Origin of the sequence: Streptomyces sp. NPDC006552, from assembly GCF_040611655.1 — a bacterium.
Lineage (GTDB): Bacteria > Actinomycetota > Actinomycetes > Streptomycetales > Streptomycetaceae > Streptomyces.
In genome coordinates this window covers 22,452-47,680 of the sequence record NZ_JBEXOS010000014.1, presented here as the reverse complement: position 1 = coordinate 47,680, position 25,229 = coordinate 22,452, and the positions used below count along the sequence as shown (strand labels likewise).

21 protein-coding genes and 1 tRNA gene are annotated in these 25,229 nt (G+C 67.8%); 19 read left to right on the top strand and 3 right to left on the bottom strand.

Annotation, left to right across the window (positions count from 1 at the left end; all coding sequences use genetic code 11):
- The first annotated feature begins 7 nt into the window (after positions 1–7).
- Positions 8–1,072, top strand: coding sequence for a UDP-N-acetylmuramate dehydrogenase (locus ABZY33_RS11420; RefSeq protein ID WP_356491365.1), 1,065 nt, complete (start codon positions 8–10; stop codon positions 1,070–1,072).
- Positions 1,073–1,096: 24 nt separating this feature from the next.
- Here ABZY33_RS11420 and ABZY33_RS11415 read toward each other — a convergent pair whose 3' ends face one another.
- Complete coding sequence (locus ABZY33_RS11415; protein WP_356491293.1) at positions 1,097–1,729, bottom strand: NAD(P)H-binding protein; 633 nt, start codon at positions 1,727–1,729, stop codon at positions 1,097–1,099.
- Between the two features lie 106 nt (positions 1,730–1,835).
- Between ABZY33_RS11415 and ABZY33_RS11410 the strand changes: the two genes are divergently transcribed.
- Together ABZY33_RS11410 and ABZY33_RS11405 are read left to right on the top strand one after the other, a co-directional pair.
- Complete coding sequence (locus ABZY33_RS11410; RefSeq protein ID WP_356491292.1) at positions 1,836–2,441, top strand: helix-turn-helix domain-containing protein; 606 nt, start codon at positions 1,836–1,838, stop codon at positions 2,439–2,441.
- A gap of 31 nt (positions 2,442–2,472) precedes the next feature.
- Positions 2,473–3,225: a thioredoxin domain-containing protein gene (locus tag ABZY33_RS11405; protein WP_356491291.1), complete on the top strand. Its 753-nt coding sequence runs from the start codon at positions 2,473–2,475 to the stop codon at positions 3,223–3,225.
- Positions 3,226–3,228: 3 nt separating this feature from the next.
- Here ABZY33_RS11405 and ABZY33_RS11400 read toward each other — a convergent pair whose 3' ends face one another.
- Positions 3,229–4,251: an adenosine deaminase gene (locus tag ABZY33_RS11400; protein WP_356491290.1), complete on the bottom strand. Its 1,023-nt coding sequence runs from the start codon at positions 4,249–4,251 to the stop codon at positions 3,229–3,231.
- A 128-nt stretch (positions 4,252–4,379) separates the two neighbouring features.
- On the bottom strand, positions 4,380–5,627 hold the full coding sequence (locus ABZY33_RS11395) for a pyridoxal phosphate-dependent aminotransferase (RefSeq protein WP_356491289.1): 1,248 nt from the start codon (positions 5,625–5,627) through the stop codon (positions 4,380–4,382).
- Between the two features lie 202 nt (positions 5,628–5,829).
- Between ABZY33_RS11395 and ABZY33_RS11390 the strand changes: the two genes are divergently transcribed.
- The 16 genes from ABZY33_RS11390 to tuf all read left to right on the top strand — a co-directional run bounded on the left by ABZY33_RS11390 (position 5,830) and on the right by tuf (position 25,186).
- A tRNA-Trp gene (locus ABZY33_RS11390) sits at positions 5,830–5,902 on the top strand.
- A 107-nt stretch (positions 5,903–6,009) separates the two neighbouring features.
- Positions 6,010–6,297, top strand: coding sequence for a preprotein translocase subunit SecE (gene secE / locus ABZY33_RS11385; RefSeq protein WP_356491288.1), 288 nt, complete (start codon positions 6,010–6,012; stop codon positions 6,295–6,297).
- 77 nt (positions 6,298–6,374) lie between these two features.
- Complete coding sequence (gene nusG / locus ABZY33_RS11380) at positions 6,375–7,256, top strand: transcription termination/antitermination protein NusG (protein WP_356491287.1); 882 nt, start codon at positions 6,375–6,377, stop codon at positions 7,254–7,256.
- A 195-nt stretch (positions 7,257–7,451) separates the two neighbouring features.
- A complete protein-coding gene (gene rplK / locus ABZY33_RS11375; RefSeq protein ID WP_356491286.1) occupies positions 7,452–7,886 on the top strand; it encodes a 50S ribosomal protein L11 in 435 nt (144 codons plus the stop codon).
- Between the two features lie 77 nt (positions 7,887–7,963).
- Positions 7,964–8,695 (top strand): 50S ribosomal protein L1, encoded by a 732-nt coding sequence (gene rplA, locus ABZY33_RS11370; RefSeq protein ID WP_356491285.1) that lies wholly within the window; start codon positions 7,964–7,966, stop codon positions 8,693–8,695.
- A gap of 136 nt (positions 8,696–8,831) precedes the next feature.
- Positions 8,832–9,524 (top strand): hypothetical protein, encoded by a 693-nt coding sequence (locus ABZY33_RS11365; RefSeq protein ID WP_356491284.1) that lies wholly within the window; start codon positions 8,832–8,834, stop codon positions 9,522–9,524.
- Positions 9,525–9,593: 69 nt separating this feature from the next.
- Positions 9,594–10,547, top strand: coding sequence for a hypothetical protein (locus ABZY33_RS11360; protein WP_356491283.1), 954 nt, complete (start codon positions 9,594–9,596; stop codon positions 10,545–10,547).
- Positions 10,548–10,809: 262 nt separating this feature from the next.
- Entirely contained in the window at positions 10,810–11,340 is a 531-nt protein-coding gene (rplJ, locus tag ABZY33_RS11355) for a 50S ribosomal protein L10 (RefSeq protein WP_356491282.1), read from the top strand.
- 115 nt (positions 11,341–11,455) lie between these two features.
- On the top strand, positions 11,456–11,839 hold the full coding sequence (gene rplL, locus ABZY33_RS11350) for a 50S ribosomal protein L7/L12 (RefSeq protein ID WP_356491281.1): 384 nt from the start codon (positions 11,456–11,458) through the stop codon (positions 11,837–11,839).
- Positions 11,840–12,422: 583 nt separating this feature from the next.
- Complete coding sequence (rpoB, locus tag ABZY33_RS11345; protein WP_356491280.1) at positions 12,423–15,908, top strand: DNA-directed RNA polymerase subunit beta; 3,486 nt, start codon at positions 12,423–12,425, stop codon at positions 15,906–15,908.
- A 97-nt stretch (positions 15,909–16,005) separates the two neighbouring features.
- Positions 16,006–19,905: a DNA-directed RNA polymerase subunit beta' gene (locus ABZY33_RS11340; protein ID WP_356491279.1), complete on the top strand. Its 3,900-nt coding sequence runs from the start codon at positions 16,006–16,008 to the stop codon at positions 19,903–19,905.
- 118 nt (positions 19,906–20,023) lie between these two features.
- Complete coding sequence (locus ABZY33_RS11335) at positions 20,024–20,566, top strand: DUF1707 and DUF4190 domain-containing protein (RefSeq protein ID WP_356491278.1); 543 nt, start codon at positions 20,024–20,026, stop codon at positions 20,564–20,566.
- Positions 20,567–20,836: 270 nt separating this feature from the next.
- A complete protein-coding gene (gene rpsL, locus ABZY33_RS11330) occupies positions 20,837–21,208 on the top strand; it encodes a 30S ribosomal protein S12 (RefSeq protein ID WP_003948652.1) in 372 nt (123 codons plus the stop codon).
- Between the two features lie 2 nt (positions 21,209–21,210).
- The gene (gene rpsG, locus ABZY33_RS11325) at positions 21,211–21,681 is read left to right on the top strand and encodes a 30S ribosomal protein S7 (RefSeq protein ID WP_119286186.1); all 471 of its coding nucleotides are present in this window, start codon (positions 21,211–21,213) and stop codon (positions 21,679–21,681) included.
- A gap of 39 nt (positions 21,682–21,720) precedes the next feature.
- Positions 21,721–23,847: an elongation factor G gene (fusA, locus tag ABZY33_RS11320; RefSeq protein WP_356491277.1), complete on the top strand. Its 2,127-nt coding sequence runs from the start codon at positions 21,721–21,723 to the stop codon at positions 23,845–23,847.
- A 145-nt stretch (positions 23,848–23,992) separates the two neighbouring features.
- The gene (gene tuf / locus ABZY33_RS11315; protein WP_356491276.1) at positions 23,993–25,186 is read left to right on the top strand and encodes an elongation factor Tu; all 1,194 of its coding nucleotides are present in this window, start codon (positions 23,993–23,995) and stop codon (positions 25,184–25,186) included.
- Positions 25,187–25,229 lie beyond the last annotated feature (43 nt).

Here is a 25,229-nt window from a genome sequence, read left to right as displayed (position 1 = left end):
TCGTACCCTGGGGCGCGTGCAGGAACTCCACGACGCTCCCCTCGCCCCCCTGACCACCTTCCGGCTCGGCGGTCCCGCCACCCGGCTGCTGACCGCCACGACCGACGCGGACGTGATCGACGCCGTGCGCGAGGCCGACGCCGCCGGCACCCCGCTGCTGATCATCGGCGGCGGCAGCAACCTCGTCATCGGCGACCAGGGCTTCGCGGGCACCGCCCTGCGCATCGCCACCAAGGGCTGCACCCTCGACGGCACGAAGCTGGAGCTGGCGGCCGGCGAGGTCTGGACCGACGCCGTGGAGCGCACCGTCGAGGCGGGGCTCGCGGGCATCGAGTGCCTCGCCGGCATCCCCGGCTCGGCCGGCGCGACGCCGATCCAGAACGTGGGGGCGTACGGCCAGGAGGTCTCCGCCACGATCACCGACGTGGTCGCCTATGACCGCACCACCGGCGAGACGCTGACGCTGGCCAACGCCGACTGCGCCTTCTCGTACCGCCACAGCCGCTTCAAGGCCGAACCCGACCGCTACGTGGTGCTGCGTGTGCGCTTCGAGCTGGAGGACGCGGGCGGTCTGAGCGCGCCCATCAAGTACCCGGAGACCGCCCGCACCCTCGGTGTCGAGGCCGGGGACCGGGTGCCCGCCGCGACCGCGCGCGAGACCGTCCTGAAGCTGCGCGCGGGCAAGGGCATGGTGCTCGACCCCGAGGACCACGACACCTGGTCGGCCGGCTCGTTCTTCACCAACCCGATCCTCACGGAGGCGGAGTTCGCCGCCTTCCGCGCCCGCGTGGCCGAGCGGCTCGGCCCCGACGCGACGGCGCCCGCGTTCCCGGCGGGCGAGGGGCTCACGAAGACCTCGGCGGCCTGGCTCATCGACAAGGCGGGCTTCACCAAGGGGTACGGGACCGGCCCGGCCCGCATCTCCACCAAGCACACCCTCGCCCTGACCAACCGCGGCGCGGCCACCACCGAGGACCTGCTCGCCCTGGCCCGCGAGGTCGTGGCGGGCGTCCGGGACGCCTTCGGCGTGACCCTGGTCAACGAGCCGGTCACCGTCGGCGCCCACCTCTGAGAAGCCCCGGCGGCGTGACAGCGCCTAGTAGGCGACCCCGACGCCCTGCTTGACCGTCGCCGGGTCGTCCACCATGGCCAGCATCGCGTGCGCCACGTCCGCGCGGGAGATGAAGCGGCCCGAGCGCGGGAACCCGCCCACGACCTTCCGGTAGGAGCCCGACAGCGGCTTGTCCTGCAGCCGCGGCGGGCGCACCGAGGTCCAGTCGGTGGCGCTGCGCGCCAGCTCCGCCTCCATGGCGGCCAGATCGACGTAGATGTTCTTCAGGAGCGCGTCGACCACCTTCATCGCCGCGCGGTCCCGCAGCGGCTGGTGCGCGGGCTGCGGGCCGACGGGCGCCGCGCTGACCACCACGAGCCGGCGCACGCCCTCCGCCTCCATCGCCTTCAGGACCGAACGGGTCAGCTCCGTCGCGATCCCCGCGTCCGCGCGCTTGCGGGCGCCGAGTCCGGAGAGCACGGCGTCGCGGCCCGCGACCGCCGGACGCAGCGACGCGGGGTCCGCCAGGTCGCCGCGGAACACCTCCAGGCCCCCGCCGGCGACCGTGAACCGCGCCGGGTCCCGCACCACCGCCGTGACGTCGTGGCCGGCCGCCAGGGCCTGCCGGACGATCTCCTGCCCGATGCCGCCCGTGGCACCGAAAACCGTGAGCTTCATGGTCTACCCCCAGAGTGCGACCGCCGGTGGGTGAGTATTCACTCACCAGCTCTCGCCCTTAGAGTGAGTGAGTACTCACCCCCGCGTCAAGCATGTTGGAGGCCGCATGGACCAGAGACCGGCCCGTGTCCGCATCATCGAAGCGGCCCACGACCTCATGCGGGACATCGGCCTCGTCCGCACCACCACCAAGCAGATCGCCCTGGCCGCCGGGTGCTCGGAAGCGGCGCTCTACAAGTACTTCGCCAACAAGGAAGAGCTGTTCGTCACCGTGCTCCGCGAGCGGCTGCCGAAGCTCGGCTCGCTCTTCGGCCGGCTGCTCACCGAAAGCGCGGAGGACCCCGACCGCACCGTCGAGGAGAACCTCACCGACATCGCGCGGGAAGCGGCCCTCTTCTATGAGCAGACGTTCCCGATGGCCGCGTCCCTGTATGCGGAGCCCCAGCTGAAACGGCGCCATGAAGACGTCATGCGTGAGCTGGGCACCGGACCGCACCGGCCGATCCAAGGGCTCGACGCCTACTTGCGCGCCGAACAGCGCGCGGGCCGCATCCATGCCGAAGCCGACACGTATGCGGCCGCCTCCCTCCTCCTGGGAGCCTGCGCGCAGCGCGCCTTCGCCTACGAGATGTCCCCGGACGGCAAGCCGCCGGAGTCCGTGGACATGTTTGCGACCCGCATCGCCCGCACGCTCCTCACCGGCATCGCATAAAGTCTCCTCGTTCCAGGGGGAGGGATCTTCGATGCGTGCAGCGGTACGCCGGACGGCCGTGTCCGCGGCGGGCGCGGTGCTGGTGGCCATGGTCGCGACGGCCGGATGCAGCCGGGCGGCCCCCACCGGGGACGACAGCGCGGCCGCAACCGACGGCCAGAGCGCCTACGCCACCGTCGGCCGGCTGCCCGAGCGACTGGACTCCGACGGCACCACGGTCGTGGTCGGCTCGCCGTCGGCCGATACACGCGTGCGCCTCTACGAAGACCTGCGCTGCCCCGTGTGCGAGGAGTACGAGGTCGAGGGCGGCGGCGCGGCCCTGCGCGCGCTCGCACTGAAGGGCGAGGTCAGGACCGAGTACACCCTGGCCTCCTTCCTCGACGACCGCTTGGGCGGCGGCGGCTCCAAGCGCGCCGCCAACGCCCTGCGGGCCGCCCTGGCACAGGACAAGTTCATCGAGTTCCACGACGTCCTCTTCGCCCACCAGCCCGAAGAGGCCGTCGACGGCTACACCGACGCCTTCCTGCTGCGCATGGCGTCCCGCGTACCGGGGCTGCGCGGCAAGGAGTTCGACACGGCGGTGCGGACCATGAAGTACCGCGACTTCGTGACCGCGTCGCAGGCGGCCTACGAGCGGGACGGAGCCCGCGGAACGCCCACGTTCGCGGTCAACGGCGACGTCGTACCGGACCATCTGCGCGGCGCCATGTTCGAGCGGCAGCTGCTTCCGGTCGCGGTCCGGATGCTGGCCTCCGGGATCACACCGCCCCCGCAGGAGCCGTAGCGCTCACCCGGCCAGCCACTCGTCCACCCCGCCGAGCAGCTTCTCCTTGACCTCCACGGGCGCGGCCGAGCCGCGCACGGACTGCCGCGCCAGCTCGGCGAGTTCGGCGTCGGAGAAACCGTGGTGGCGGCGCGCGATGTCGTACTGCGCGGCCAGGCGCGAGCCGAACAGCAGCGGGTCGTCGGCGCCCAGCGCCATCGGCACCCCGGCCTCGAAGAGGGTGCGCAGCGGCACGTCACCGGGCTTCTCGTAGACGCCGAGCGCCACGTTCGAGGCCGGGCACACCTCGCAGGTCACCCCGCGGTCCGCGAGCCGCTTCAGCAGCCGCGGGTCCTCCGCGGCCCGCACCCCGTGCCCGATCCGGGTGGCGTCCAGATCGTCGAGGCAGTCCCGCACGGACGCCGGACCGGTCAGCTCGCCGCCGTGCGGCGCCGACAGCAGACCGCCCTCGCGCGCGATGTGGAAGGCCCGGTCGAAGTCGCGCGCCATGCCGCGCCGTTCGTCGTTGGAGAGCCCGAACCCGACGATGCCCCGGTCCGCGTAGCGCACGGCGAGACGCGCCAGGGTACGGGCGTCCAGCGGGTGCTTCATGCGGTTGGCGGCGACCAGGACGCGCATCCCGAGCCCGGTCTCCCGCGAGGCCCGGTCGACGGCGTCGAGGATGACCTCCATCGCGGCGATCAGCCCCCCGAGGCGCGGCGCGTACGACGTCGGGTCGACCTGGATCTCCAGCCACCCCGACCCGTCCGCGATGTCCTCCTCCGCGGCCTCCCGTACCAGGCGCTGAATGTCCTCGGGAGCCCGCAGACAGGAACGCGCCGCGTCGTAGAGCCGCTGGAAACGGAACCAGCCGCGCTCGTCCGTGGCCCGCAGCTTCGGCGGTTCGGCGCCGGTCAGCGCGTCGGGCAGCCGCACGCCGTACTTGTCGGCGAGTTCGAGCAGGGTCGTGGGCCGCATCGACCCGGTGAAGTGCAGATGCAGATGGGCCTTGGGCAGCTGATGTACGTCACGTCCTACACGCTCCATCCCAAGATCTTGCCGTACACACATGTCGTACTGGTAGCGCCTGTCTTCGTTCGGGGCCCCGCCCGAACGAAGAAACGGGCCGCCTCCGTAAGGAAGCGGCCCGTTCCGGCGCGGCGTACGGCAGTGGATCAGTCCTGCGCCTCGGTCAGCAGCTTCTGGATGCGCGAGACGCCCTCGACGAGGTCCCCGTCGCCCAGCGCGTACGAGAGCCGCAGGTAACCCGGGGTACCGAAGGCCTCGCCCGGAACGACCGCGACCTCGGCCTCCTCCAGGATCAGCGCCGCGAGTTCGACGGAGTCCTGCGGGCGCTTGCCGCGGATCTCCTTGCCGAGCAGCCCCTTCACGGACGGGTACGCGTAGAAGGCACCCTCCGGCTCCGGGCAGACGACGCCGTCGATCTCGTTGAGCATCCGCACGATCGTCTTACGACGCCGGTCGAAGGCCTCGCGCATCTCCTCGACGGCCGTCAGGTCGCCGGAGACGGCGGCGAGCGCGGCCGCCTGCGCCACGTTGGAGACGTTCGACGTGGCGTGCGACTGGAGGTTCGTCGCGGCCTTCACCACGTCCCTGGGGCCGATGATCCAGCCCACGCGCCAGCCGGTCATCGCGTACGTCTTCGCGACACCGTTCACGACGATGCACTTGTCGCGCAGCTCCGGGAGGATCGCCGGCAGCGACGTGAACGTCGCGTCCCCGTAGACGAGGTGCTCGTAGATCTCGTCCGTCATGACCCACAGGCCGTGCTCCACGGCCCAGCGGCCGATCGCCTCGGCGTCGGCCTCGCTGTACACCGCGCCCGTCGGGTTCGACGGCGAGACGAAGAGCACGACCTTCGTGCGCTCGGTGCGGGCGGCCTCCAGCTGCTCGACGGAGACGCGGTAGCCGGTCGTCTCGTCGGCCACGACCTCCACCGGCACACCGCCGGCGAGCCGGATCGACTCCGGGTAGGTCGTCCAGTACGGCGCCGGGACGATGACCTCGTCACCCGGGTCGAGGATCGCGGCGAACGCCTCGTAGATGGCCTGCTTGCCGCCGTTGGTCACCAGGATCTGCGAGGCGTCGACCTCGTAGCCGGAGTCACGCAGCGTCTTCGCGGCGATCGCTGCCTTCAGCTCGGGCAGGCCGCCGGCCGGCGTGTAGCGGTGGAACTTCGGGTTCTTGCACGCCTCGATGGCGGCCTCGACCACATAGCCGGGCGTCGGGAAGTCGGGTTCACCGGCGCCGAAGCCGATCACCGGGCGCCCGGCGGCCTTCAGGGCCTTGGCCTTGGCGTCGACGGCGAGGGTCGCGGACTCGGAGATGGAACCGACGCGGGCCGAGACCCGGCGCTCTGTAGGAGAGGAACCAGCAGACGGAGAAGGAGTTGCAGCGCTCATCACCCCATCGTTCCAGACCGGAAACCCGCCTGGCACACGGGTTTGGCAGACCATGAGATCCGCCCTTGATCCACAGGCGGCCCGTATCTGTTCGACGAGGGGCCGCGGAGCACGTACACTCACTGCTCGTTGGCCTTCACCGGTCGCACCTTCCAAGCGCACTCCGTGCATCTGGGCGGATGCGGTACGTTGGGGGAAACAAAGGGTCGTAGCTCAATTGGTAGAGCACTGGTCTCCAAAACCAGCGGTTGGGGGTTCAAGTCCCTCCGGCCCTGCTCACACTCCTTCGCCAGGATGTGTGCGGATTGTACGTACTGCATTGCACCGCCGTGCGGCTCAACCGGGCGCGGCACGGCCACGACCCGGAATCAGGTGAGGACGAGTGACGGACGCCGTGGGCTCCATCGACATGCCTGATGCCCAGGATGAGGCGCCGGAGTCCAAGAGGAAGGCCCGCAAGGGCGGCAAGCGCGGCAAGAAGGGCCCCTTCGGCCGCCTCGCTCTCTTCTACCGCCAGATCGTCGCGGAGCTCCGTAAGGTCGTCTGGCCGACTCGCAACCAGCTCACCACGTACACCACCGTGGTGATTGTGTTCGTCGTCATCATGATCGGCCTGGTGACCGTGATTGACTATGGGTTCAACCATCTCGTCAAGTACGTCTTCGGCTGAGCCGACAGCGGAGGGCGCCGGGACCGGCGCCCCTTTCGCATGTTCCACCCCTATGTATCCAGGAAGAAGCAGCCACAGTGTCTGACCCGAACCTGAACGAGGCGACCGAGCCCGTCGAGCCCGTTGAGGACTCGCTCGACATCGTCGAGGCGGCAGACGCCGAGGAGCCGGACCAGGCCGAAGCTGCCGACAGCGCCGCGGGCGAGCCCGCCGAGGAAGCGGCCGTCGAGGCCGACACCGACGGCGAGACCGACGCCGCTGACGACGCCAGCGCCGAGGACACCGACGCCACCGAGGACGAGGCCGACGCGGCCGAGGCCGAGGACGTCGTCGCCGAGCCCGTCGACCCGGTCGCCGCCCTCCGTGACGAGCTGCGCGGCCTGCCCGGCGAGTGGTACGTGATCCACACCTACGCGGGCTACGAGAAGCGCGTGAAGGCCAACCTCGAGCAGCGTGCCGTCTCGCTGAACGTCGAGGAGTTCATCTACCAGGCCGAGGTCCCCGAAGAGGAGATCGTCCAGATCAAGAACGGCGAGCGCAAGAACGTCCGGCAGAACAAGCTGCCCGGTTACGTTCTCGTCCGCATGGATCTGACGAACGAGTCGTGGGGCGTCGTCCGCAACACCCCCGGTGTCACCGGCTTCGTGGGCAACGCCTACGACCCGTACCCGCTGACCCTGGACGAGATCGTCAAGATGCTCGCCCCGGAGGCCGAGGAGAAGGCCGCCCGCGAGGCCGCCGAGGCCGAGGGCAAGCCGGCTCCGTCCCGCAAGGTCGAGGTCCAGGTCCTGGACTTCGAGGTGGGCGACTCGGTCACCGTCACCGACGGCCCCTTCGCGACGCTGCAGGCGACGATCAACGAGATCAACGCCGACTCGAAGAAGGTCAAGGGCCTCGTCGAGATCTTCGGCCGCGAGACCCCGGTCGAGCTGAGCTTCGACCAGATCCAGAAGAACTAGTACAACCAGCACCTTCTGGACAGACGCTTCCGAACAGGTCAGACGGGCTCTTCAAAGCCCCTCTGACCTGCTCGGTTTTTAGCTGCGCATAGATACCCGTTATCTTTGTGCGGTATGCCTCCATCCGGATGATCCGGACGATCATTCACCACGATGGCGGCTGAACACTCTCACTAAGACCCGGAGAGAGAGCACATGCCTCCCAAGAAGAAGAAGGTCACGGGGCTCATCAAGCTCCAGATCCAGGCCGGCGCTGCCAACCCGGCCCCGCCGGTCGGTCCCGCGCTGGGCCAGCACGGCGTCAACATCATGGAGTTCTGCAAGGCCTACAACGCCGCGACCGAGTCGCAGCGTGGCTGGGTCATCCCGGTGGAGATCACGGTCTACGAGGACCGCTCCTTCACCTTCATCACCAAGACCCCGCCGGCCGCGAAGATGATCCTCAAGGCCGCTGGTGTCGACAAGGGCTCCGGCGAGCCGCACAAGACCAAGGTCGCGAAGATCACCGACGCGCAGGTCCGCGAGATCGCCACGACGAAGATGCCCGACCTCAACGCCAATGACCTGGACGCCGCGTCCAAGATCATCGCCGGCACCGCCCGTTCCATGGGCATCACGGTCGAGGGCTGACCCCACCCCCGTAGGACGAACCGTGGAAGGGCCTGCTCGGCCCGGACCACGACTCCTCAGAACACACAGGAGCAGAAGTGAGCAAGCGCAGCAAGTCTCTCCGCGCTGCGGACGCCAAGATCGACGCGGACAAGCTCTACGCCCCGCTCGAGGCCGTCCGTCTCGCCAAGGAGACCTCCACGTCGAAGTTCGACGGCACCGTCGAGGTCGCCTTCCGCCTGGGCGTTGACCCGCGCAAGGCCGACCAGATGGTCCGTGGCACCGTGAACCTCCCGCACGGCACCGGCAAGACCGCCCGGGTCCTGGTCTTCGCGACCGGTGACCGTGCAGCGGCCGCGGAAGCCGCGGGCGCCGACATCGTCGGCTCCGACGAACTGATCGCGGAGATCGCGCAGGGCAACCGCCTGAACGAGTTCGACGCCGTCGTCGCCACCCCGGACCTCATGGGCAAGGTCGGCCGTCTGGGCCGCGTGCTCGGTCCCCGTGGCCTCATGCCGAACCCGAAGACCGGCACCGTGACCCCGGACGTGGTCAAGGCCGTGAACGAGATCAAGGGCGGCAAGATCGAGTTCCGCGTCGACAAGCACTCGAACCTGCACTTCATCATCGGCAAGGCGTCCTTCGACGACAGCCAGCTGGTGGAGAACTACGGCGCGGCGCTGGAGGAGATCCTCCGTCTCAAGCCGTCCGCCGCGAAGGGTCGCTACATCAAGAAGGCCGCGATCAGCACCACGATCGGCCCCGGCGTTCCGGTCGACCCGAACCGCACCCGCAACCTCCTCACCGAGGAGGACCCGGCAGCTGTCTGACCGGGGATGAGCTGAGAAGCTCGCTTGAAGTCGGCGACGGGCCCCGCACCTTCCGAGGTGCGGGGCCCGTTCCTCTTTTCCGCTCCGTCCGGGTGCGGTGCTGCGCTAGCGTCGCGGTGACCGACCGGGGGAGCGGATGGCAGCACTGACGTACGTACGACGGGCCCTGGGCGCCGCCGCGGTGTGCGCGCTGCTCGGGGCGTGCGGCGGGCAGGCGAAGGACCGGGGCGCCGTCGACGCGCTGCGCACGGCCCAGCGGAGCGTGGCCGCGGCGGGCTCGGCGCGGATCGAGGCGACGATGGACACCGGCGACCGGCTCGCCTCGCGCAGCGCGGGCACCCTGCGCTGGTCCGGCGGGGTCGAGGGCACGCTCACGGTGCGCGTCACCGGCGGCGTCCTGGCCGCCTCCACCCGGAGGCTGGGCGGCGACCCGTCCCAGACGCGCTTTCTGCCGGACGCCTACTACACGCGGATGACCGACGCCTTCGCCGCCTCGCAGGGCGGCCGGCACTGGATCCGCCACCGGTACGACGCGGACAGCGACCCGAACCCGGCCGGTTCCCTCAAGGCGCTCGCCGCCGCGGCGGACGTACGCGAGGTGGGCGAGGAGAGCGTGCGCGGCCGGCGTACCCGCCACTACCGGGGCACCGCCGGCGGACAGCGTGTCGACGTCTGGATCGACGACCGGCATCTGCTGGTGCGGCGCACCCAGCGGGCCGGTGACTTCTCCAGCACCGTCCACTATCGCGACTACGGCACCGCCGCCGGCGCCGAGCGCCCGCCCGCGCCCGACACCGTCGACCTGGCGGACGTACGAAGCGACGGGTAATCCCGGACCGATGTCCGAGGGGTCGGTTATCGTGCGATGAGTACTGGTGTTCCTAGGGGTGGGATCGAGATGACCGTTGTCGTACGACGTACCGTCGGCGCCGCTGCCGCGACCGTGCTGCTCTGTACCGGGGCCGTGGCCTGTGGGGGCGGCTCGGACCGGGCGGCCGACCAGAGCCCGCAGACGCGTACGCAGGCGACGCGGGCGCTGACCGCCGCGTACAAGAAGACCGCCGAGGCCAAGTCCGCCAAGGTCGAGATGGTGATGAAGACGCCGGCCGCGCTCGGCGCCGCGGGGAGCATGAAGATGTCCGGCACGATGGGCTGGGACCCGACGGTGATGGACATGACGATGTCCGGCTCCGCCTTCTCCTCCCTCGACCGGGACGCGCCGAAGAGCATGCGCATGGTGTGGCAGGACGACGTCATGTACATGGACGTAGGTGCCAAGGCCGCCGCCGAGATGGACGGCAAGCACTGGATGAAGATGGACCTCGGCGCCGCCGCCAAGGGGTCCGGCGACGACCAGCTCTCCCGCCAGATGACCGGCAGCCTGGACAGCATGAACCAGGACCCGGCGCAGCAGATCGCGGTCCTCCTGGACTCGCCGAACCTCAAGCACCTCGGCTCCGCCGAGATGGACGGCGTGCGGACCCAGCACTACAAGGGCAAGCTGACCGTCGACGAGATGATGGCGAAGAACGACTCGCTGAAGCTCCTCAGCAAGGCCGAGCGCGACAAGATGCTGGCGAACGTCAAGAAGGCCGGCTTCAAGGACTACGACACCGAGCTGTGGGTCAACGACGACGACCTGCCGGTCCGGATGGACGTCACCATGAACAGCGCGCAGGGCGCCGCCGAGATCTCGATGCGGTACTCGGACTACGGCGCCGCGGTCAAGGTCGACGTGCCGCCCGCCGGCCAGACCTTCGACCTCATGCAGATGCTGAAGAAGATCGGCGGCGCGCTGGGCGAGAGCGCGGGCGGCGCCGGCCTGGGTTCGGCCGCCGGCAGCGACGCCTGAGCGGATTTGCCCCGCGCCGTCCTCGTCACGTAATCTTCCACAGAAGCCAAAGACCGCTGGTCGTTGCCGTGCGCTCGTCAGAGAGTGCGGTGGCCGAAGGATCCGCTGAATTTGCGGACGACCCGCGCAGGTGTTCGTGGAAGTGCTCCCGAGTCCGCAAGGATCCGGTCGAGCTCACGCCCCGTGCGCCTGCGCCGGGGCGTTTCGTCGTCCCAGCCTCCTTTTGAGCGGTCCTCATCACCCGGAAGGAGGCCGACGCTCTATGCCGACGCCCGACAAGGCTGCCGCGGTAGCCGAGCTCACGGACAAGTTCCGCAGCTCGAACGCCGCTGTGCTGACCGAGTACCGGGGTCTCACCGTGGCCCAGCTCAAGCAGCTGCGCCGTTCGCTCGGTGAGAACTCCGAGTACGCCGTGGTGAAGAACACGCTGACCAAGATCGCGGCCAACGAGGCCGGGATCAACACGCTGGACGACCTCTTCACGGGTCCGACGGCGGTTGCCTTCGTCACCGGTGACCCGGTGGAGTCGGCGAAGGGTCTTCGTGACTTCGCCAAGGACAACCCCAACCTCGTCATCAAGGGCGGTGTCCTTGACGGCAAGGCGCTCTCCGCCGACGAGATCAAGAAGCTCGCGGACCTCGAGTCCCGCGAGGTTCTGCTCAGCAAGCTTGCCGGTGCCTTCAAGGGCAAGCAGTCTCAGGCTGCTCAGCTCTTCCAGGCGCTGCCCTCGAAGTTCGTCCGCACCGCGGAGGCGCTTCGGGTCAAGCAGGCCGAGCAGGGCGGTGCCGAGTAATTCGGCTCGCGTCATGACCCTCGCCGCCTAGGCGAAGGGTCGTAGCGGGCCGAACGTACGCCCGCCTCACATGTACACACCGGCACCAGCCGAATTAGTGGAAGGATCGCCCATCATGGCGAAGCTCAGCCAGGAAGACCTGCTCGCCCAGTTCGAGGAGATGACCCTCATCGAGCTCTCCGAGTTCGTGAAGGCGTTCGAGGAGAAGTTCGACGTCACCGCCGCCGCGGCCGTCGCCGTCGCCGGTCCCGCCGCCTCCGGCGCCCCGGCCGAGGCCGAGGCCGAGCAGGACGAGTTCGACGTCATCCTCACCGGTGCCGGCGAGAAGAAGATCCAGGTCATCAAGGTCGTGCGCGAGCTCACCTCCCTGGGCCTCAAGGAGGCCAAGGACCTCGTCGACGGCACCCCGAAGCCGGTCCTCGAGAAGGTCGCCAAGGACGCCGCCGAGAAGGCCGCCGAGTCCCTCAAGGCCGCCGGCGCCTCCGTCGAGGTCAAGTGACCTTGCGAGTCTGCTGACTCCTTTTCGGTGAAACTGCTCCTCCGGGAGCTGTAACGCCGAGGTACCGAAGGGCGATCACCCAACTGGGTGGTCGCCCTTCGGCGTTGTCTGGCGCGCAGGCCGAGGGTGCTGGGCACTGTCGGTGGCGCGGGATATGGTGATCTTCGTTGTGGCTGCGCCGCCCCTGTTCGCCAAGAGGGGGCCTTGACGAACCGCACGCAGCGCGCAATTCTCAGGACGCGTCGTCACATCGATCCGGATCCGAGGCATGGATCGGCGACGAAGAGGGCAGTAAAGAGGTGCGCTCAGCGCACAAGGCATGCCGCAGACGGTGGACGGTTGAGAACAACGAGGGTGTCAAAAAACCCGCACTGGACATCAGTGGGCCTTCTGGCTACACTGTCCCTTTGCGCTGCCTGTTAGCTGCCCCCTGCCCGTCACCAGGGGCATGCCCTCGCTTGAGCACAGTGGACTGAATCAGCCCTGACCTGGCCATCCGGCCGAGTCCGGGACGACTCTGTCGCTCTGCCCGGCTGGGACCGGTACGCGCGTAGTGAGTCCGAGCCCTCGGAAGGACCCCCTCTTGGCCGCCTCGCGCAACGCCTCGACCGCGAATACGAACAACGGCGCCAGCACCGCCCCGCTGCGCATCTCCTTTGCAAAGATCAAGGAGCCCCTCGAGGTTCCGAACCTTCTTGCGCTGCAGACCGAAAGCTTTGACTGGCTGCTCGGCAATGACGCGTGGAAGGCTCGTGTCGAGGCGGCTCTCGAAAGCGGACAGAACGTCCCCACCAAGTCCGGTCTGGAGGAGATCTTCGAGGAGATCTCCCCGATCGAGGACTTCTCCGGGTCGATGTCTCTGACCTTCCGCGACCACCGCTTCGAGCCTCCGAAGAACTCGATCGACGAGTGCAAGGAGCGCGACTTCACCTTCGCCGCCCCGCTCTTCGTCACCGCCGAGTTCACCAACAACGAGACCGGCGAGATCAAGTCCCAGACGGTCTTCATGGGCGACTTCCCGCTCATGACCAACAAGGGCACCTTCGTCATCAACGGCACCGAGCGTGTCGTGGTGTCCCAGCTGGTCCGCTCGCCGGGTGTCTACTTCGACTCCTCCATCGACAAGACGTCCGACAAGGACATCTTCTCGGCCAAGGTCATCCCCTCGCGTGGTGCCTGGCTGGAGATGGAGATCGACAAGCGCGACATGGTCGGTGTCCGCATCGACCGCAAGCGCAAGCAGTCCGTCACCGTCCTGCTCAAGGCGCTCGGTTGGACGACCGAGCAGATCCTGGAGGAGTTCGGCGAGTACGAGTCCATGCGCGCCACCCTGGAGAAGGACCACACCCAGGGCCAGGACGACGCGCTGCTCGACATCTACCGCAAGCTCCGCCCGGGCGAGCCGCCCACGCGCGAGGCCGCTCAGACGCTGCTCGAGAACCTCTACTTCAACCCCAAGCGCTACGACCTCGCGAAGGTCGGCCGCTACAAGGTGAACAAGAAGCTCGGCGCGGACGAGCCGCTGGACGCCGGCGTGCTCACCACCGACGACATCATCGCCACGATCAAGTACCTGGTGAAGCTGCACGCCGGTGAGACGGAGACGGTCGGCGAGTCCGGTCGTTCGATCATCGTCGAGACCGACGACATCGACCACTTCGGCAACCGCCGTATCCGTAACGTCGGTGAGCTCATCCAGAACCAGGTCCGTACGGGTCTCGCCCGTATGGAGCGCGTCGTGCGCGAGCGCATGACCACGCAGGACGTCGAGGCGATCACGCCGCAGACCCTGATCAACATTCGCCCGGTCGTGGCGTCGATCAAGGAGTTCTTCGGTACGTCGCAGCTGTCCCAGTTCATGGACCAGAACAACCCGCTCTCGGGCCTGACGCACAAGCGTCGTCTCAACGCCCTGGGCCCGGGTGGTCTCTCCCGTGAGCGGGCCGGCTTCGAGGTCCGTGACGTGCACCCCTCGCACTACGGCCGCATGTGCCCGATCGAGACGCCCGAAGGCCCGAACATCGGTCTGATCGGTTCGCTCGCCTCGTACGGCCGGATCAACGCGTTCGGCTTCATCGAGACGCCGTACCGCAAGGTCACCGACGGTGTCGTCGGTGACGAGGTCGACTACCTCACCGCCGACGAAGAGGACCGGTTCGTCATCGCCCAGGCCAACGCGCCGCTGAGCGATGAGTTCCGCTTCGAGGAGGCCCGCGTCCTGGTCCGCCGCCGTGGCGGAGAGGTCGACTACGTCCCCGGTGACGACGTCGACTACATGGACGTCTCGCCGCGCCAGATGGTGTCGGTCGCGACCGCCATGATCCCGTTCCTCGAGCACGACGACGCCAACCGTGCCCTCATGGGCGCGAACATGATGCGTCAGGCCGTCCCGCTCATCAAGAGCGAGGCGCCGCTCGTCGGCACCGGCATGGAGTACCGCTGCGCCACCGACGCCGGCGACGTGCTCAAGGCCGAGAAGGACGGTGTGGTCCAGGAGGTCTCCGCGGACTACATCACCATCACCAACGACGACGGCACGTACACCACGTACCGCCTGCACAAGTTCTCCCGCTCGAACCAGGGCACCTCGGTCAACCAGAAGGTTGTCGTGGACGAGGGCGCCCGCGTGATCGAGGGCCAGGTCCTGGCCGACGGTCCCGCCACCGAGAACGGCGAGATGGCGCTCGGCAAGAACCTGCTGGTCGCGTTCATGCCGTGGGAGGGTCACAACTACGAGGACGCGATCATCCTGTCGCAGCGCCTCGTGCAGGACGACGTCCTCTCCTCGATCCACATCGAGGAGCACGAGGTCGACGCCCGTGACACCAAGCTCGGCCCGGAGGAGATCACCCGGGACATCCCGAACGTCTCCGAGGAGGTCCTCGCCGACCTCGACGAGCGCGGCATCATCCGGATCGGTGCCGAGGTCGTCGCCGGCGACATCCTCGTCGGCAAGGTCACGCCCAAGGGCGAGACCGAGCTGACCCCGGAGGAGCGCCTGCTCCGCGCGATCTTCGGTGAGAAGGCGCGCGAGGTGCGCGACACCTCCCTGAAGGTGCCGCACGGTGAGATCGGCAAGGTCATCGGCGTCCGCGTCTTCGACCGTGAAGAGGGCGACGAGCTGCCGCCGGGCGTGAACCAGCTGGTCCGCGTCTACGTGGCGCAGAAGCGCAAGATCACGGACGGTGACAAGCTCGCCGGCCGCCACGGCAACAAGGGCGTCATCTCCAAGATCCTGCCCATCGAGGACATGCCGTTCCTCGAGGACGGGACGCCGGTCGACATCATCCTCAACCCGCTGGGTGTGCCGTCCCGAATGAACCCGGGACAGGTCCTGGAGATCCACCTCGGCTGGCTCGCCAGCCGCGGCTGGGACGTCTCCGGCCTCGCGGACGACTGGGCGCAGCGCCTCCAGGCCATCGAGGCCGACAAGGTCGAGCCCGGCACGAACGTCGCCACCCCGGTGTTCGACGGTGCGCGCGAGGACGAGCTGGCGGGTCTGCTCAACCACACGATCCCGAACCGCGACGGCGAGCGCATGGTGCTCCCGACCGGTAAGGCGCCGCTGTTCGACGGCCGCTCCGGCGAGCCGTTCCCGGAGCCGATCTCGGTCGGCTACATGTACATCCTCAAGCTCCACCACCTGGTCGACGACAAGCTCCACGCCCGGTCGACCGGTCCGTACTCGATGATCACCCAGCAGCCGCTGGGTGGTAAGGCCCAGTTCGGTGGCCAGCGCTTCGGTGAGATGGAGGTGTGGGCGCTGGAGGCGTACGGCGCCGCGTACGCCCTCCAGGAGCTGCTGACGATCAAGTCCGACGACGTGACCGGCCGCGTGAAGGTCTACGAGGCCATCGTCAAGGGCGAGAACATCCCCGAGCCCGGCATTCCTGAGTCCTTCAAGGTGCTCATCAAGGAAATGCAGTCCCTGTGCCTCAACGTGGAGGTGCTGTCCTCGGACGGCATGTCCATCGAGATGCGCGACACCGACGAGGACGTCTTCCGCGCAGCGGAGGAGCTCGGCATCGACCTGTCCCGGCGCGAGCCGAGCAGCGTCGAAGAGGTCTGACGGGAGTCCGGCGGGGGGCTCTCACCGAGCCCCCCGCCGACCCCGCGACCCCCGTTTCAGACCACAGACTTACAACCCTGAGAGGGATTGACGCATAGTGCTCGACGTCAACTTCTTCGATGAGCTCCGGATCGGTCTGGCCACCGCTGACGACATCCGTCAGTGGAGCCACGGCGAGGTCAAGAAGCCAGAGACCATCAACTACCGCACGCTCAAGCCGGAAAAGGACGGGCTCTTCTGCGAGAAGATCTTCGGTCCGACCCGGGACTGGGAGTGCTACTGCGGCAAGTACAAGCGTGTCCGCTTCAAGGGCATCATCTGCGAGCGCTGTGGCGTCGAGGTCACGCGCGCCAAGGTGCGCCGTGAGCGGATGGGCCACATCGAGCTCGCCGCTCCCGTCACGCACATCTGGTACTTCAAGGGCGTTCCGTCGCGTCTGGGCTACCTGCTCGACCTCGCCCCGAAGGACCTCGAGAAGGTCATCTACTTCGCCGCGTACATGATCACGTACGTGGACGAGGAGCGCCGTACCCGCGACCTGCCCTCCCTGGAGGCGCACGTCCAGGTCGAGCGTCAGCAGGTGGAGAACCGCCGCGACTCCGACCTGGAGGCCCGCGCCAAGAAGCTCGAGACCGACCTGGCCGAGCTGGAGGCCGAGGGCGCCAAGGCCGACGTGCGCCGCAAGGTGCGCGAGGGTGCCGAGCGCGAGATGAAGCAGCTGCGCGACCGTGCGCAGCGCGAGATCGACCGTCTGGACGAGGTCTGGGCGCGCTTCAAGAACCTCAAGGTCCAGGACCTGGAGGGCGACGAGCTGCTCTACCGCGAGCTGCGTGACCGCTTCGGCACGTACTTCGACGGTTCGATGGGTGCCGCGGCGCTGCAGAAGCGCCTGGAGTCCTTCGACCTCGACGAGGAGGCCGAGCGCCTCCGCGAGATCATCCGTACCGGCAAGGGCCAGAAGAAGACCCGTGCGCTCAAGCGCCTCAAGGTCGTCTCCGCGTTCCTGCAGACCTCGAACAGCCCCAAGGGCATGGTTCTGGACTGCGTGCCGGTCATCCCGCCGGACCTGCGTCCGATGGTGCAGCTGGACGGTGGCCGCTTCGCGACCTCCGACCTGAACGACCTGTACCGCCGCGTGATCAACCGCAACAACCGCCTGAAGCGCCTTCTCGACCTCGGTGCGCCCGAGATCATCGTGAACAACGAGAAGCGCATGCTCCAGGAGGCCGTCGACGCGCTCTTCGACAACGGCCGTCGTGGCCGCCCGGTCACGGGCCCCGGCAACCGTCCGCTGAAGTCGCTCTCCGACATGCTCAAGGGCAAGCAGGGCCGCTTCCGCCAGAACCTGCTCGGCAAGCGTGTGGACTACTCCGCGCGTTCCGTGATCGTCGTCGGTCCGCAGCTCAAGCTGCACCAGTGCGGTCTGCCGAAGGCGATGGCGCTTGAGCTCTTCAAGCCGTTCGTGATGAAGCGCCTGGTCGACCTGAACCACGCGCAGAACATCAAGAGCGCCAAGCGCATGGTGGAGCGCGGCCGCACGGTCGTCTACGACGTCCTCGAAGAGGTCATCGCCGAGCACCCGGTGCTGCTGAACCGTGCTCCCACCCTGCACCGCCTCGGCATCCAGGCCTTCGAGCCGCAGCTGGTCGAGGGCAAGGCCATCCAGATCCACCCGCTCGTCTGCACCGCGTTCAACGCGGACTTCGACGGTGACCAGATGGCCGTGCACCTGCCGCTCTCCGCGGAGGCGCAGGCCGAGGCCCGCATCCTGATGCTGTCCTCGAACAACATCCTCAAGCCCGCCGACGGCCGTCCGGTGACGATGCCGACCCAGGACATGGTCCTCGGTCTGTTCTTCCTCACCACCGACGGTGAGCTCCGTGACACCAAGGGCGAGGACCGCGCGTTCGGCTCCGTCGCCGAGGCGATCATGGCGTTCGACGCCGGCGAGCTGGCGCTGCAGTCGCCGGTCGACATCCGCTTCCCGGTGGGCACCATCCCGCCGCGCGGCTGGACCCCGCCGGTGGCCGAGGAGGGCGAGCCCGAGTACCAGGCGGGCGACAGCTTCCGGCTGCGTACGACCCTGGGCCGCGCGCTCTTCAACGAGCTGCTGCCCGAGGACTATCCGTTCGTCGACTACTCGGTGGGCAAGAAGCAGCTCTCCGAGATCGTCAACGACCTGGCCGAGCGCTACCCCAAGGTCATCGTGGCGGCGACGCTCGACAACCTGAAGGCGGCCGGCTTCCACTGGGCGACCCGTTCCGGCGTCACCGTGGCCATCTCCGACATCGTCGTCCCTGAGGCGAAGGTCGAGATCGTCAAGGGGTACGAGGCCCAGGACGAGAAGGTCCAGAAGCAGTACGAGCGCGGTCTCATCACGAAGGAAGAGCGCACTCAGGAGCTCATCGCGATCTGGACCAAGGCGACCAACGAGGTCGCCGAGGCGATGAACGCGAACTTCCCGAAGACCAACCCCATCTTCATGATGGTCGACTCGGGTGCCCGAGGAAACATGATGCAGATGCGCCAGATCGCCGGTATGCGCGGTCTGGTGTCGAACGCCAAGAACGAGACGATCCCGCGCCCCATCAAGGCCTCCTTCCGTGAGGGCCTGTCGGTGCTGGAGTACTTCATCTCGACGCACGGTGCTCGTAAGGGTCTGGCGGACACCGCGCTGCGTACGGCCGACTCGGGTTACCTCACCCGTCGTCTGGTCGACGTCTCGCAGGACGTCATCATTCGCGAGGAGGACTGCGGCACCGACCGCGGTCTGCGCCTCAAGATCGCCGAGCGCGGCGCCGACGGCGTGCTGCGCAAGACGGACGACGTCGAGACGAGCGTCTACGCCCGCATGCTCGCCGAGGACATCGTGGTGGACGGCAAGGTCATCGCGCCTGCCAACGTCGACCTCGGTGACGTCCTCATCGACCAGCTGGTCCTGCACGGCGTCGAGGAGGTCAAGACCCGCTCGGTCCTGACCTGTGAGTCGGCGGTCGGCACCTGTGCCTTCTGCTACGGCCGTTCGCTCGCCACCGGCAAGCTGGTCGACATCGGTGAGGCGGTCGGCATCATCGCCGCCCAGTCCATCGGTGAGCCCGGTACCCAGCTGACGATGCGTACCTTCCACACCGGTGGTGTGGCCGGTGACGACATCACCCAGGGTCTGCCCCGTGTCGTCGAGCTCTTCGAGGCCCGTACGCCGAAGGGTGTCGCCCCGATCTCCGAGTCCGCGGGCCGCGTCCGCATCGAGGAGACCGAGAAGACCAAGAAGCTCGTCGTCACCCCCGACGACGGCAGCGACGAGATCCCCTTCCCGATCTCCAAGCGTGCCCGTCTGCTGGTGGGCGAGGGCGACCACGTCGAGGTGGGCCAGAAGCTCACCGTGGGTGCCACCAACCCGCACGACGTGCTGCGCATCCTGGGTCAGCGTGCCGTCCAGGTCCACCTGGTCGGCGAGGTCCAGAAGGTCTACAACTCGCAGGGCGTGTCGATCCACGACAAGCACATCGAGATCATCATCCGGCAGATGCTGCGCCGCGTGACGATCATCGAGTCCGGCGACGCGGAGCTGCTGCCGGGCGAGCTCGTCGAGCGCTCGAAGTTCGAGACCGAGAACCGTCGTGTGGTCACCGAGGGCGGTCACCCCGCCTCCGGCCGTCCGCAGCTGATGGGTATCACCAAGGCCTCGCTGGCGACGGAATCCTGGCTGTCGGCCGCCTCCTTCCAGGAGACGACCCGAGTCCTGACGGACGCGGCGATCAACGCCAAGTCCGACAGCCTCATCGGCCTCAAGGAGAACGTCATCATCGGTAAGCTCATCCCGGCCGGTACGGGTCTGTCCCGCTACCGCAACATCCGGGTGGAGCCCACCGAGGAGGCCAAGGCCGCGATGTACTCGGCCGTCGGCTACGACGACATCGACTACTCGCCGTTCGGCACGGGCTCCGGCCAGGCCGTTCCGCTGGAGGACTACGACTACGGTCCGTACAACCAGTAAGCGGGTCGCTGCTTGAACCGCAGGGCGGTCACTCCGGGTATACCGGGGTGGCCGCCCTGCGGCGCGTTGCCGCATGATGGAGGGCACAAAAGTGTCCGGGTCCCGGGGGAGTGGTCTCGTGTCGAATTCTTCGTGGCAGCCGGCGCCCTGGCCGCCGCAGCACGGTCAGGGGCAGCAGCCGTCGATGCTGGCCGCGCACGCGGACCGGGAGCGGGCGGTGGACGTGCTGCGGGCCGGGTTCGCCGAGGGGCGGCTGCCGCAGGGGGAGTACGAGAACCGGGTCGAGCGGGCCTATCAGGCGCGGACCGTGGGCGAGCTGAGCGTGCTGGTCGCGGACCTGCCGCAGGGGCCCGTACCGCAGCAGTCGTTCCCGAGCGCGCCGGTGCCGCGGACGTTCCTGCCGGCGCCGCCGCTGCCCGCCCCGACCAACGGCAAGGCCGTGGGCGCCCTGGTGTGCGGGGTGTCGACCTTCTTCTCGGCCGGGCTCACCGGAATTCCCGCGGTGATTCTGGGGCACATGGCTCGCGGCGAGATCCGGCGGAGCCGGGAGCAGGGCGACGGGATGGCCGTCGCCGGGCTGGTGCTCGGGTGGCTCTCCGTGGTGGGCTGGGCGGTCTTCCTCATGTTCGTGGTGGTCGCCGCGGGGGCCGACGGCGGCTGAGCCGCGCCCGGCGTGTCCTGGCTGTGGGGTTTTGTTTTGACCGCAGCGTATGAGATAGGTACGCTCAGACCTTGTGCCTGGGGTGTGCCTGGGCTCGTGTGCGTGTTTTCAGCCGCACGGCGAGTCCCGATCGGTTTCCGATCAAGGTCACCGCAATCTGCCGCGTTCCCGCCCTGGTGCGGGGGTGTGCAGTATTCGACACACCCGACCGCGTGGGTCGGCGACGTTCCAGGTTAGTTTCACGATCGGCACACAGAAACCGGAGAAGTAGTGCCTACGATCCAGCAGCTGGTCCGGAAGGGCCGGCAGGACAAGGTCGAGAAGAACAAGACGCCCGCGCTCGAGGGTTCGCCCCAGCGCCGTGGCGTCTGCACGCGTGTGTTCACGACCACCCCGAAGAAGCCGAACTCGGCCCTCCGGAAGGTTGCGCGTGTGCGTCTGACCTCCGGCATCGAGGTCACGGCCTACATCCCGGGTGAGGGACACAACCTGCAGGAGCACTCCATCGTGCTCGTGCGTGGTGGCCGTGTGAAGGACCTGCCTGGTGTTCGTTACAAGATCATCCGCGGTTCCCTCGACACCCAGGGTGTCAAGAACCGCAAGCAGGCCCGCAGCCGCTACGGCGCCAAGAAGGAGAAGTAAGAATGCCTCGTAAGGGCCCCGCCCCGAAGCGCCCGGTCATCATCGACCCGGTCTACGGTTCTCCTCTGGTGACCTCCCTCATCAACAAGGTGCTGCTGAACGGCAAGCGCTCCACCGCCGAGCGCATCGTGTACGGCGCCATGGAGGGTCTGCGTGAGAAGTCGGGCAACGACCCGGTCATCACGCTGAAGCGCGCGCTGGAGAACATCAAGCCGACCCTCGAGGTCAAGTCCCGCCGTGTCGGTGGCGCCACGTACCAGGTGCCGATCGAGGTCAAGCCGGGTCGCGCCAACACCCTCGCGCTCCGCTGGCTCGTCGGCTACTCGCGTGCCCGTCGCGAGAAGACGATGACCGAGCGTCTGACGAACGAGCTGCTCGACGCCTCGAACGGCCTCGGCGCGGCCGTCAAGAAGCGCGAGGACACGCACAAGATGGCCGAGTCCAACAAGGCCTTCGCGCACTACCGCTGGTAGTCGCTACCCCCATCGAGACCGAGAGAAGACTGAAGCCTTATGGCTACCACTTCACTTGACCTTGCCAAGGTCCGCAACATCGGGATCATGGCGCACATCGACGCGGGCAAGACGACGACGACCGAGCGGATCCTGTTCTACACGGGCGTGTCGTACAAGATCGGTGAGGTCCACGACGGCGCCGCCACGATGGACTGGATGGAGCAGGAGCAGGAGCGTGGCATCACGATCACCTCTGCTGCCACCACCTGTCACTGGCCGCTCGAGAACGACGACTACACGATCAACATCATCGACACCCCGGGGCACGTCGACTTCACCGTAGAGGTGGAGCGTTCGCTGCGCGTCCTCGACGGTGCCGTCACGGTGTTCGACGGTGTCGCCGGCGTTGAGCCGCAGTCCGAGACGGTGTGGCGTCAGGCCGACCGTTACGGCGTGCCGCGCATCTGCTTCGTCAACAAGCTGGACCGCACGGGCGCCGAGTTCCACCGCTGCGTCGACATGATCGTCGACCGCCTCGGTGCGACCCCGCTCGTCATGCAGCTGCCCATCGGTGCCGAAGCCGACTTCAAGGGCGTCGTCGACCTCGTCACGATGAAGGCGTTCGTCTGGTCGGCCGAGGCCGCCAAGGGCGAGGCGTACGACATCGTCGACATCCCCGAGACGCACGTCGAGGCCGCTGCGGAGTACCGCGGCAAGCTCCTCGAGGCCGTCGCGGAGAACGACGAGGAGATGATGGAGCTGTTCCTGGAGGGCACCGAGCCCACCGTGGAGCAGCTGCACGCCGCCGTGCGTCGCATCACCATCGCCTCGGGCAAGGGCGGCGACACCACCGTCACCCCCGTCTTCTGTGGCACCGCGTTCAAGAACAAGGGCGTCCAGCCCCTGCTCGACGCCGTCGTGCGCTACCTGCCGACCCCGCTCGACGTCGAGGCCATCGAGGGCCACGACGTCAAGGACCCCGAGGTCGTCGTCAAGCGCAAGCCGTCGGACGACGAGCCGCTGGCCGCTCTCGCCTTCAAGATCATGAGCGACCCGCACCTCGGCAAGCTCACCTTCGTCCGGGTTTACTCGGGCCGCCTGGAGTCCGGCACCGCGGTGCTGAACCCCGTCAAGGGCAAGAAGGAGCGCATCGGCAAGATCTACCGCATGCACGCGAACAAGCGTGAGGAGATCGAGTCGGTGGGCGCCGGTGACATCGTCGCCGTCATGGGTCTGAAGCAGACCACCACGGGCGAGACGCTCTGTGACGACAAGCAGCAGGTCATCCTGGAGTCCATGGACTTCCCGGCGCCTGTCATCCAGGTCGCCATCGAGCCGAAGTCCAAGGGTGACCAGGAGAAGCTGGGTGTCGCCATCCAGCGTCTCTCGGAGGAGGACCCCTCCTTCCAGGTTCACTCGGACGAGGAGACCGGCCAGACCATCATCGGTGGTATGGGCGAGCTTCACCTCGAGGTGCTCGTCGACCGCATGAAGCGCGAATTCCGCGTCGAGGCGAACGTCGGCAAGCCCCAGGTCGCGTACCGCGAGACGATCCGTCGGGCCGTCGAGCGGGTGGACTACACCCACAAGAAGCAGACCGGTGGTACCGGTCAGTTCGCCAAGGTGCAGATCGCGATCGAGCCCATCGAGGGCGGCGAGGCGTCGTACGAGTTCGTGAACAAGGTCACCGGTGGCCGTATCCCGCGGGAGTACATCCCGTCGGTGGACGCCGGTGCGCAGGAGGCCATGCAGTTCGGCATCCTCGCCGGCTACGAGATGACGGGCGTCCGCGTCACGCTTCTCGACGGTGCCTACCACGAGGTCGACTCCTCCGAGCTGGCCTTCAAGATCGCCGGTTCGCAGGCCTTCAAGGAGGCCGCGCGGCAGGCGAAGCCCGTGCTGCTCGAGCCGATGATGGCCGTCGAGGTCACCACGCCCGAGGACTACATGGGCGATGTCATCGGTGACATCAACTCCCGCCGTGGCCAGATCCAGGCCATGGAGGAGCGCAGCGGTGCTCGCGTCGTGAAGGGCCTCGTGCCCCTCTCGGAGATGTTCGGCTACGTCGGAGACCTCCGCAGCAAGACGTCGGGTCGCGCAAGCTACTCAATGCAGTTCGACTCCTACGCCGAGGTTCCGCGGAACGTCGCCGAGGAGATCATCGCGAAGGCCAAGGGCGAGTAACTCACCCGAGTACACGCTTTAGGCTTGACACCATCCGCCCGGGGATCGACTCCGTAAGGCAAGATCCCTGGCGGCTGGCTTCCCAGCAAAGATCACCTGGCGCCGATGAAGCAAGGCGTACAGAACCACTCCGCAGGAGGATTCAGTGGCGAAGGCAAAGTTCGAGCGGACTAAGCCGCACGTCAACATCGGCACCATCGGTCACATCGACCACGGTAAGACGACCCTCACGGCCGCCATTACCAAGGTGCTGCACGACGCGTACCCGGACCTGAACGAGGCCTCGGCCTTCGACCAGATCGACAAGGCTCCCGAAGAGCGCCAGCGCGGTATCACCATCTCGATCGCGCACGTCGAGTACCAGACGGAGACGCGTCACTACGCGCACGTCGACTGCCCCGGGCACGCGGACTACATCAAGAACATGATCACGGGTGCCGCGCAGATGGACGGCGCCATCCTCGTGGTCGCCGCCACCGACGGCCCGATGCCGCAGACCAAGGAGCACGTGCTCCTGGCCCGCCAGGTCGGCGTTCCGTACATCGTCGTCGCCCTGAACAAGGCCGACATGGTGGACGACGAGGAGATCCTGGAGCTCGTCGAGCTCGAGGTGCGTGAGCTCCTCTCCGAGTACGAGTTCCCGGGCGACGACCTTCCGGTCGTCAAGGTCTCCGCTCTGAAGGCCCTCGAGGGCGACAAGGAGTGGGGCAACTCGGTCCTCGAGCTCATGAAGGCCGTGGACGAGAACATCCCGCAGCCCGAGCGCGACGTCGACAAGCCGTTCCTGATGCCGATCGAGGACGTCTTCACGATCACCGGTCGTGGCACCGTCGTCACCGGTCGCATCGAGCGTGGTGTCCTCAAGGTCAACGAGACCGTTGACATCGTGGGCATCAAGCAGGAGAAGACCACCACCACGGTCACCGGCATCGAGATGTTCCGCAAGCTGCTCGACGAGGGCCAGGCCGGTGAGAACGTCGGTCTGCTCCTCCGTGGCATCAAGCGCGAGGACGTCGAGCGCGGCCAGGTCATCATCAAGCCCGGTTCGGTCACGCCGCACACCGAGTTCGAGGCCCAGGCCTACATCCTGTCGAAGGACGAGGGTGGCCGTCACACCCCCTTCTTCAACAACTACCGCCCGCAGTTCTACTTCCGCACCACGGACGTGACCGGCGTCGTGACCCTCCCCGAGGGCACCGAGATGGTCATGCCGGGCGACAACACCGAGATGAGCGTCGCGCTCATCCAGCCCGTCGCCATGGAAGAGGGCCTCAAGTTCGCCATCCGTGAGGGTGGCCGGACCGTCGGCGCCGGCCAGGTCACCAAGATCAACAAGTAAGTCCGCTTACTTGCTGGGTCTTGTCGGGTCCCTCCGGGGACCT

Excerpts from the sequence above, each read along its gene's own strand:
- ABZY33_RS11415 (WP_356491293.1), bottom strand. The coding sequence starts at position 1,729 with ATGAAGCTCACGGTTTTCGGTGCCACGGGCGGCATCGGGCAGGAGATC.
- ABZY33_RS11410 (WP_356491292.1), top strand. The coding sequence starts at position 1,836 with ATGGACCAGAGACCGGCCCGTGTCCGCATCATCGAAGCGGCCCACGAC.
- ABZY33_RS11405 (WP_356491291.1), top strand. The coding sequence starts at position 2,473 with ATGCGTGCAGCGGTACGCCGGACGGCCGTGTCCGCGGCGGGCGCGGTG.
- ABZY33_RS11400 (WP_356491290.1), bottom strand. The coding sequence starts at position 4,251 with ATGGAGCGTGTAGGACGTGACGTACATCAGCTGCCCAAGGCCCATCTG.
- ABZY33_RS11395 (WP_356491289.1), bottom strand. The coding sequence starts at position 5,627 with ATGAGCGCTGCAACTCCTTCTCCGTCTGCTGGTTCCTCTCCTACAGAG.
- rplK (WP_356491286.1), top strand. The coding sequence starts at position 7,452 with ATGCCTCCCAAGAAGAAGAAGGTCACGGGGCTCATCAAGCTCCAGATC.
- ABZY33_RS11365 (WP_356491284.1), top strand. The coding sequence starts at position 8,832 with ATGGCAGCACTGACGTACGTACGACGGGCCCTGGGCGCCGCCGCGGTG.
- ABZY33_RS11360 (WP_356491283.1), top strand. The coding sequence starts at position 9,594 with ATGACCGTTGTCGTACGACGTACCGTCGGCGCCGCTGCCGCGACCGTG.
- rplJ (WP_356491282.1), top strand. The coding sequence starts at position 10,810 with ATGCCGACGCCCGACAAGGCTGCCGCGGTAGCCGAGCTCACGGACAAG.
- rplL (WP_356491281.1), top strand. The coding sequence starts at position 11,456 with ATGGCGAAGCTCAGCCAGGAAGACCTGCTCGCCCAGTTCGAGGAGATG.
- rpsG (WP_119286186.1), top strand. The coding sequence starts at position 21,211 with ATGCCTCGTAAGGGCCCCGCCCCGAAGCGCCCGGTCATCATCGACCCG.
- fusA (WP_356491277.1), top strand. The coding sequence starts at position 21,721 with ATGGCTACCACTTCACTTGACCTTGCCAAGGTCCGCAACATCGGGATC.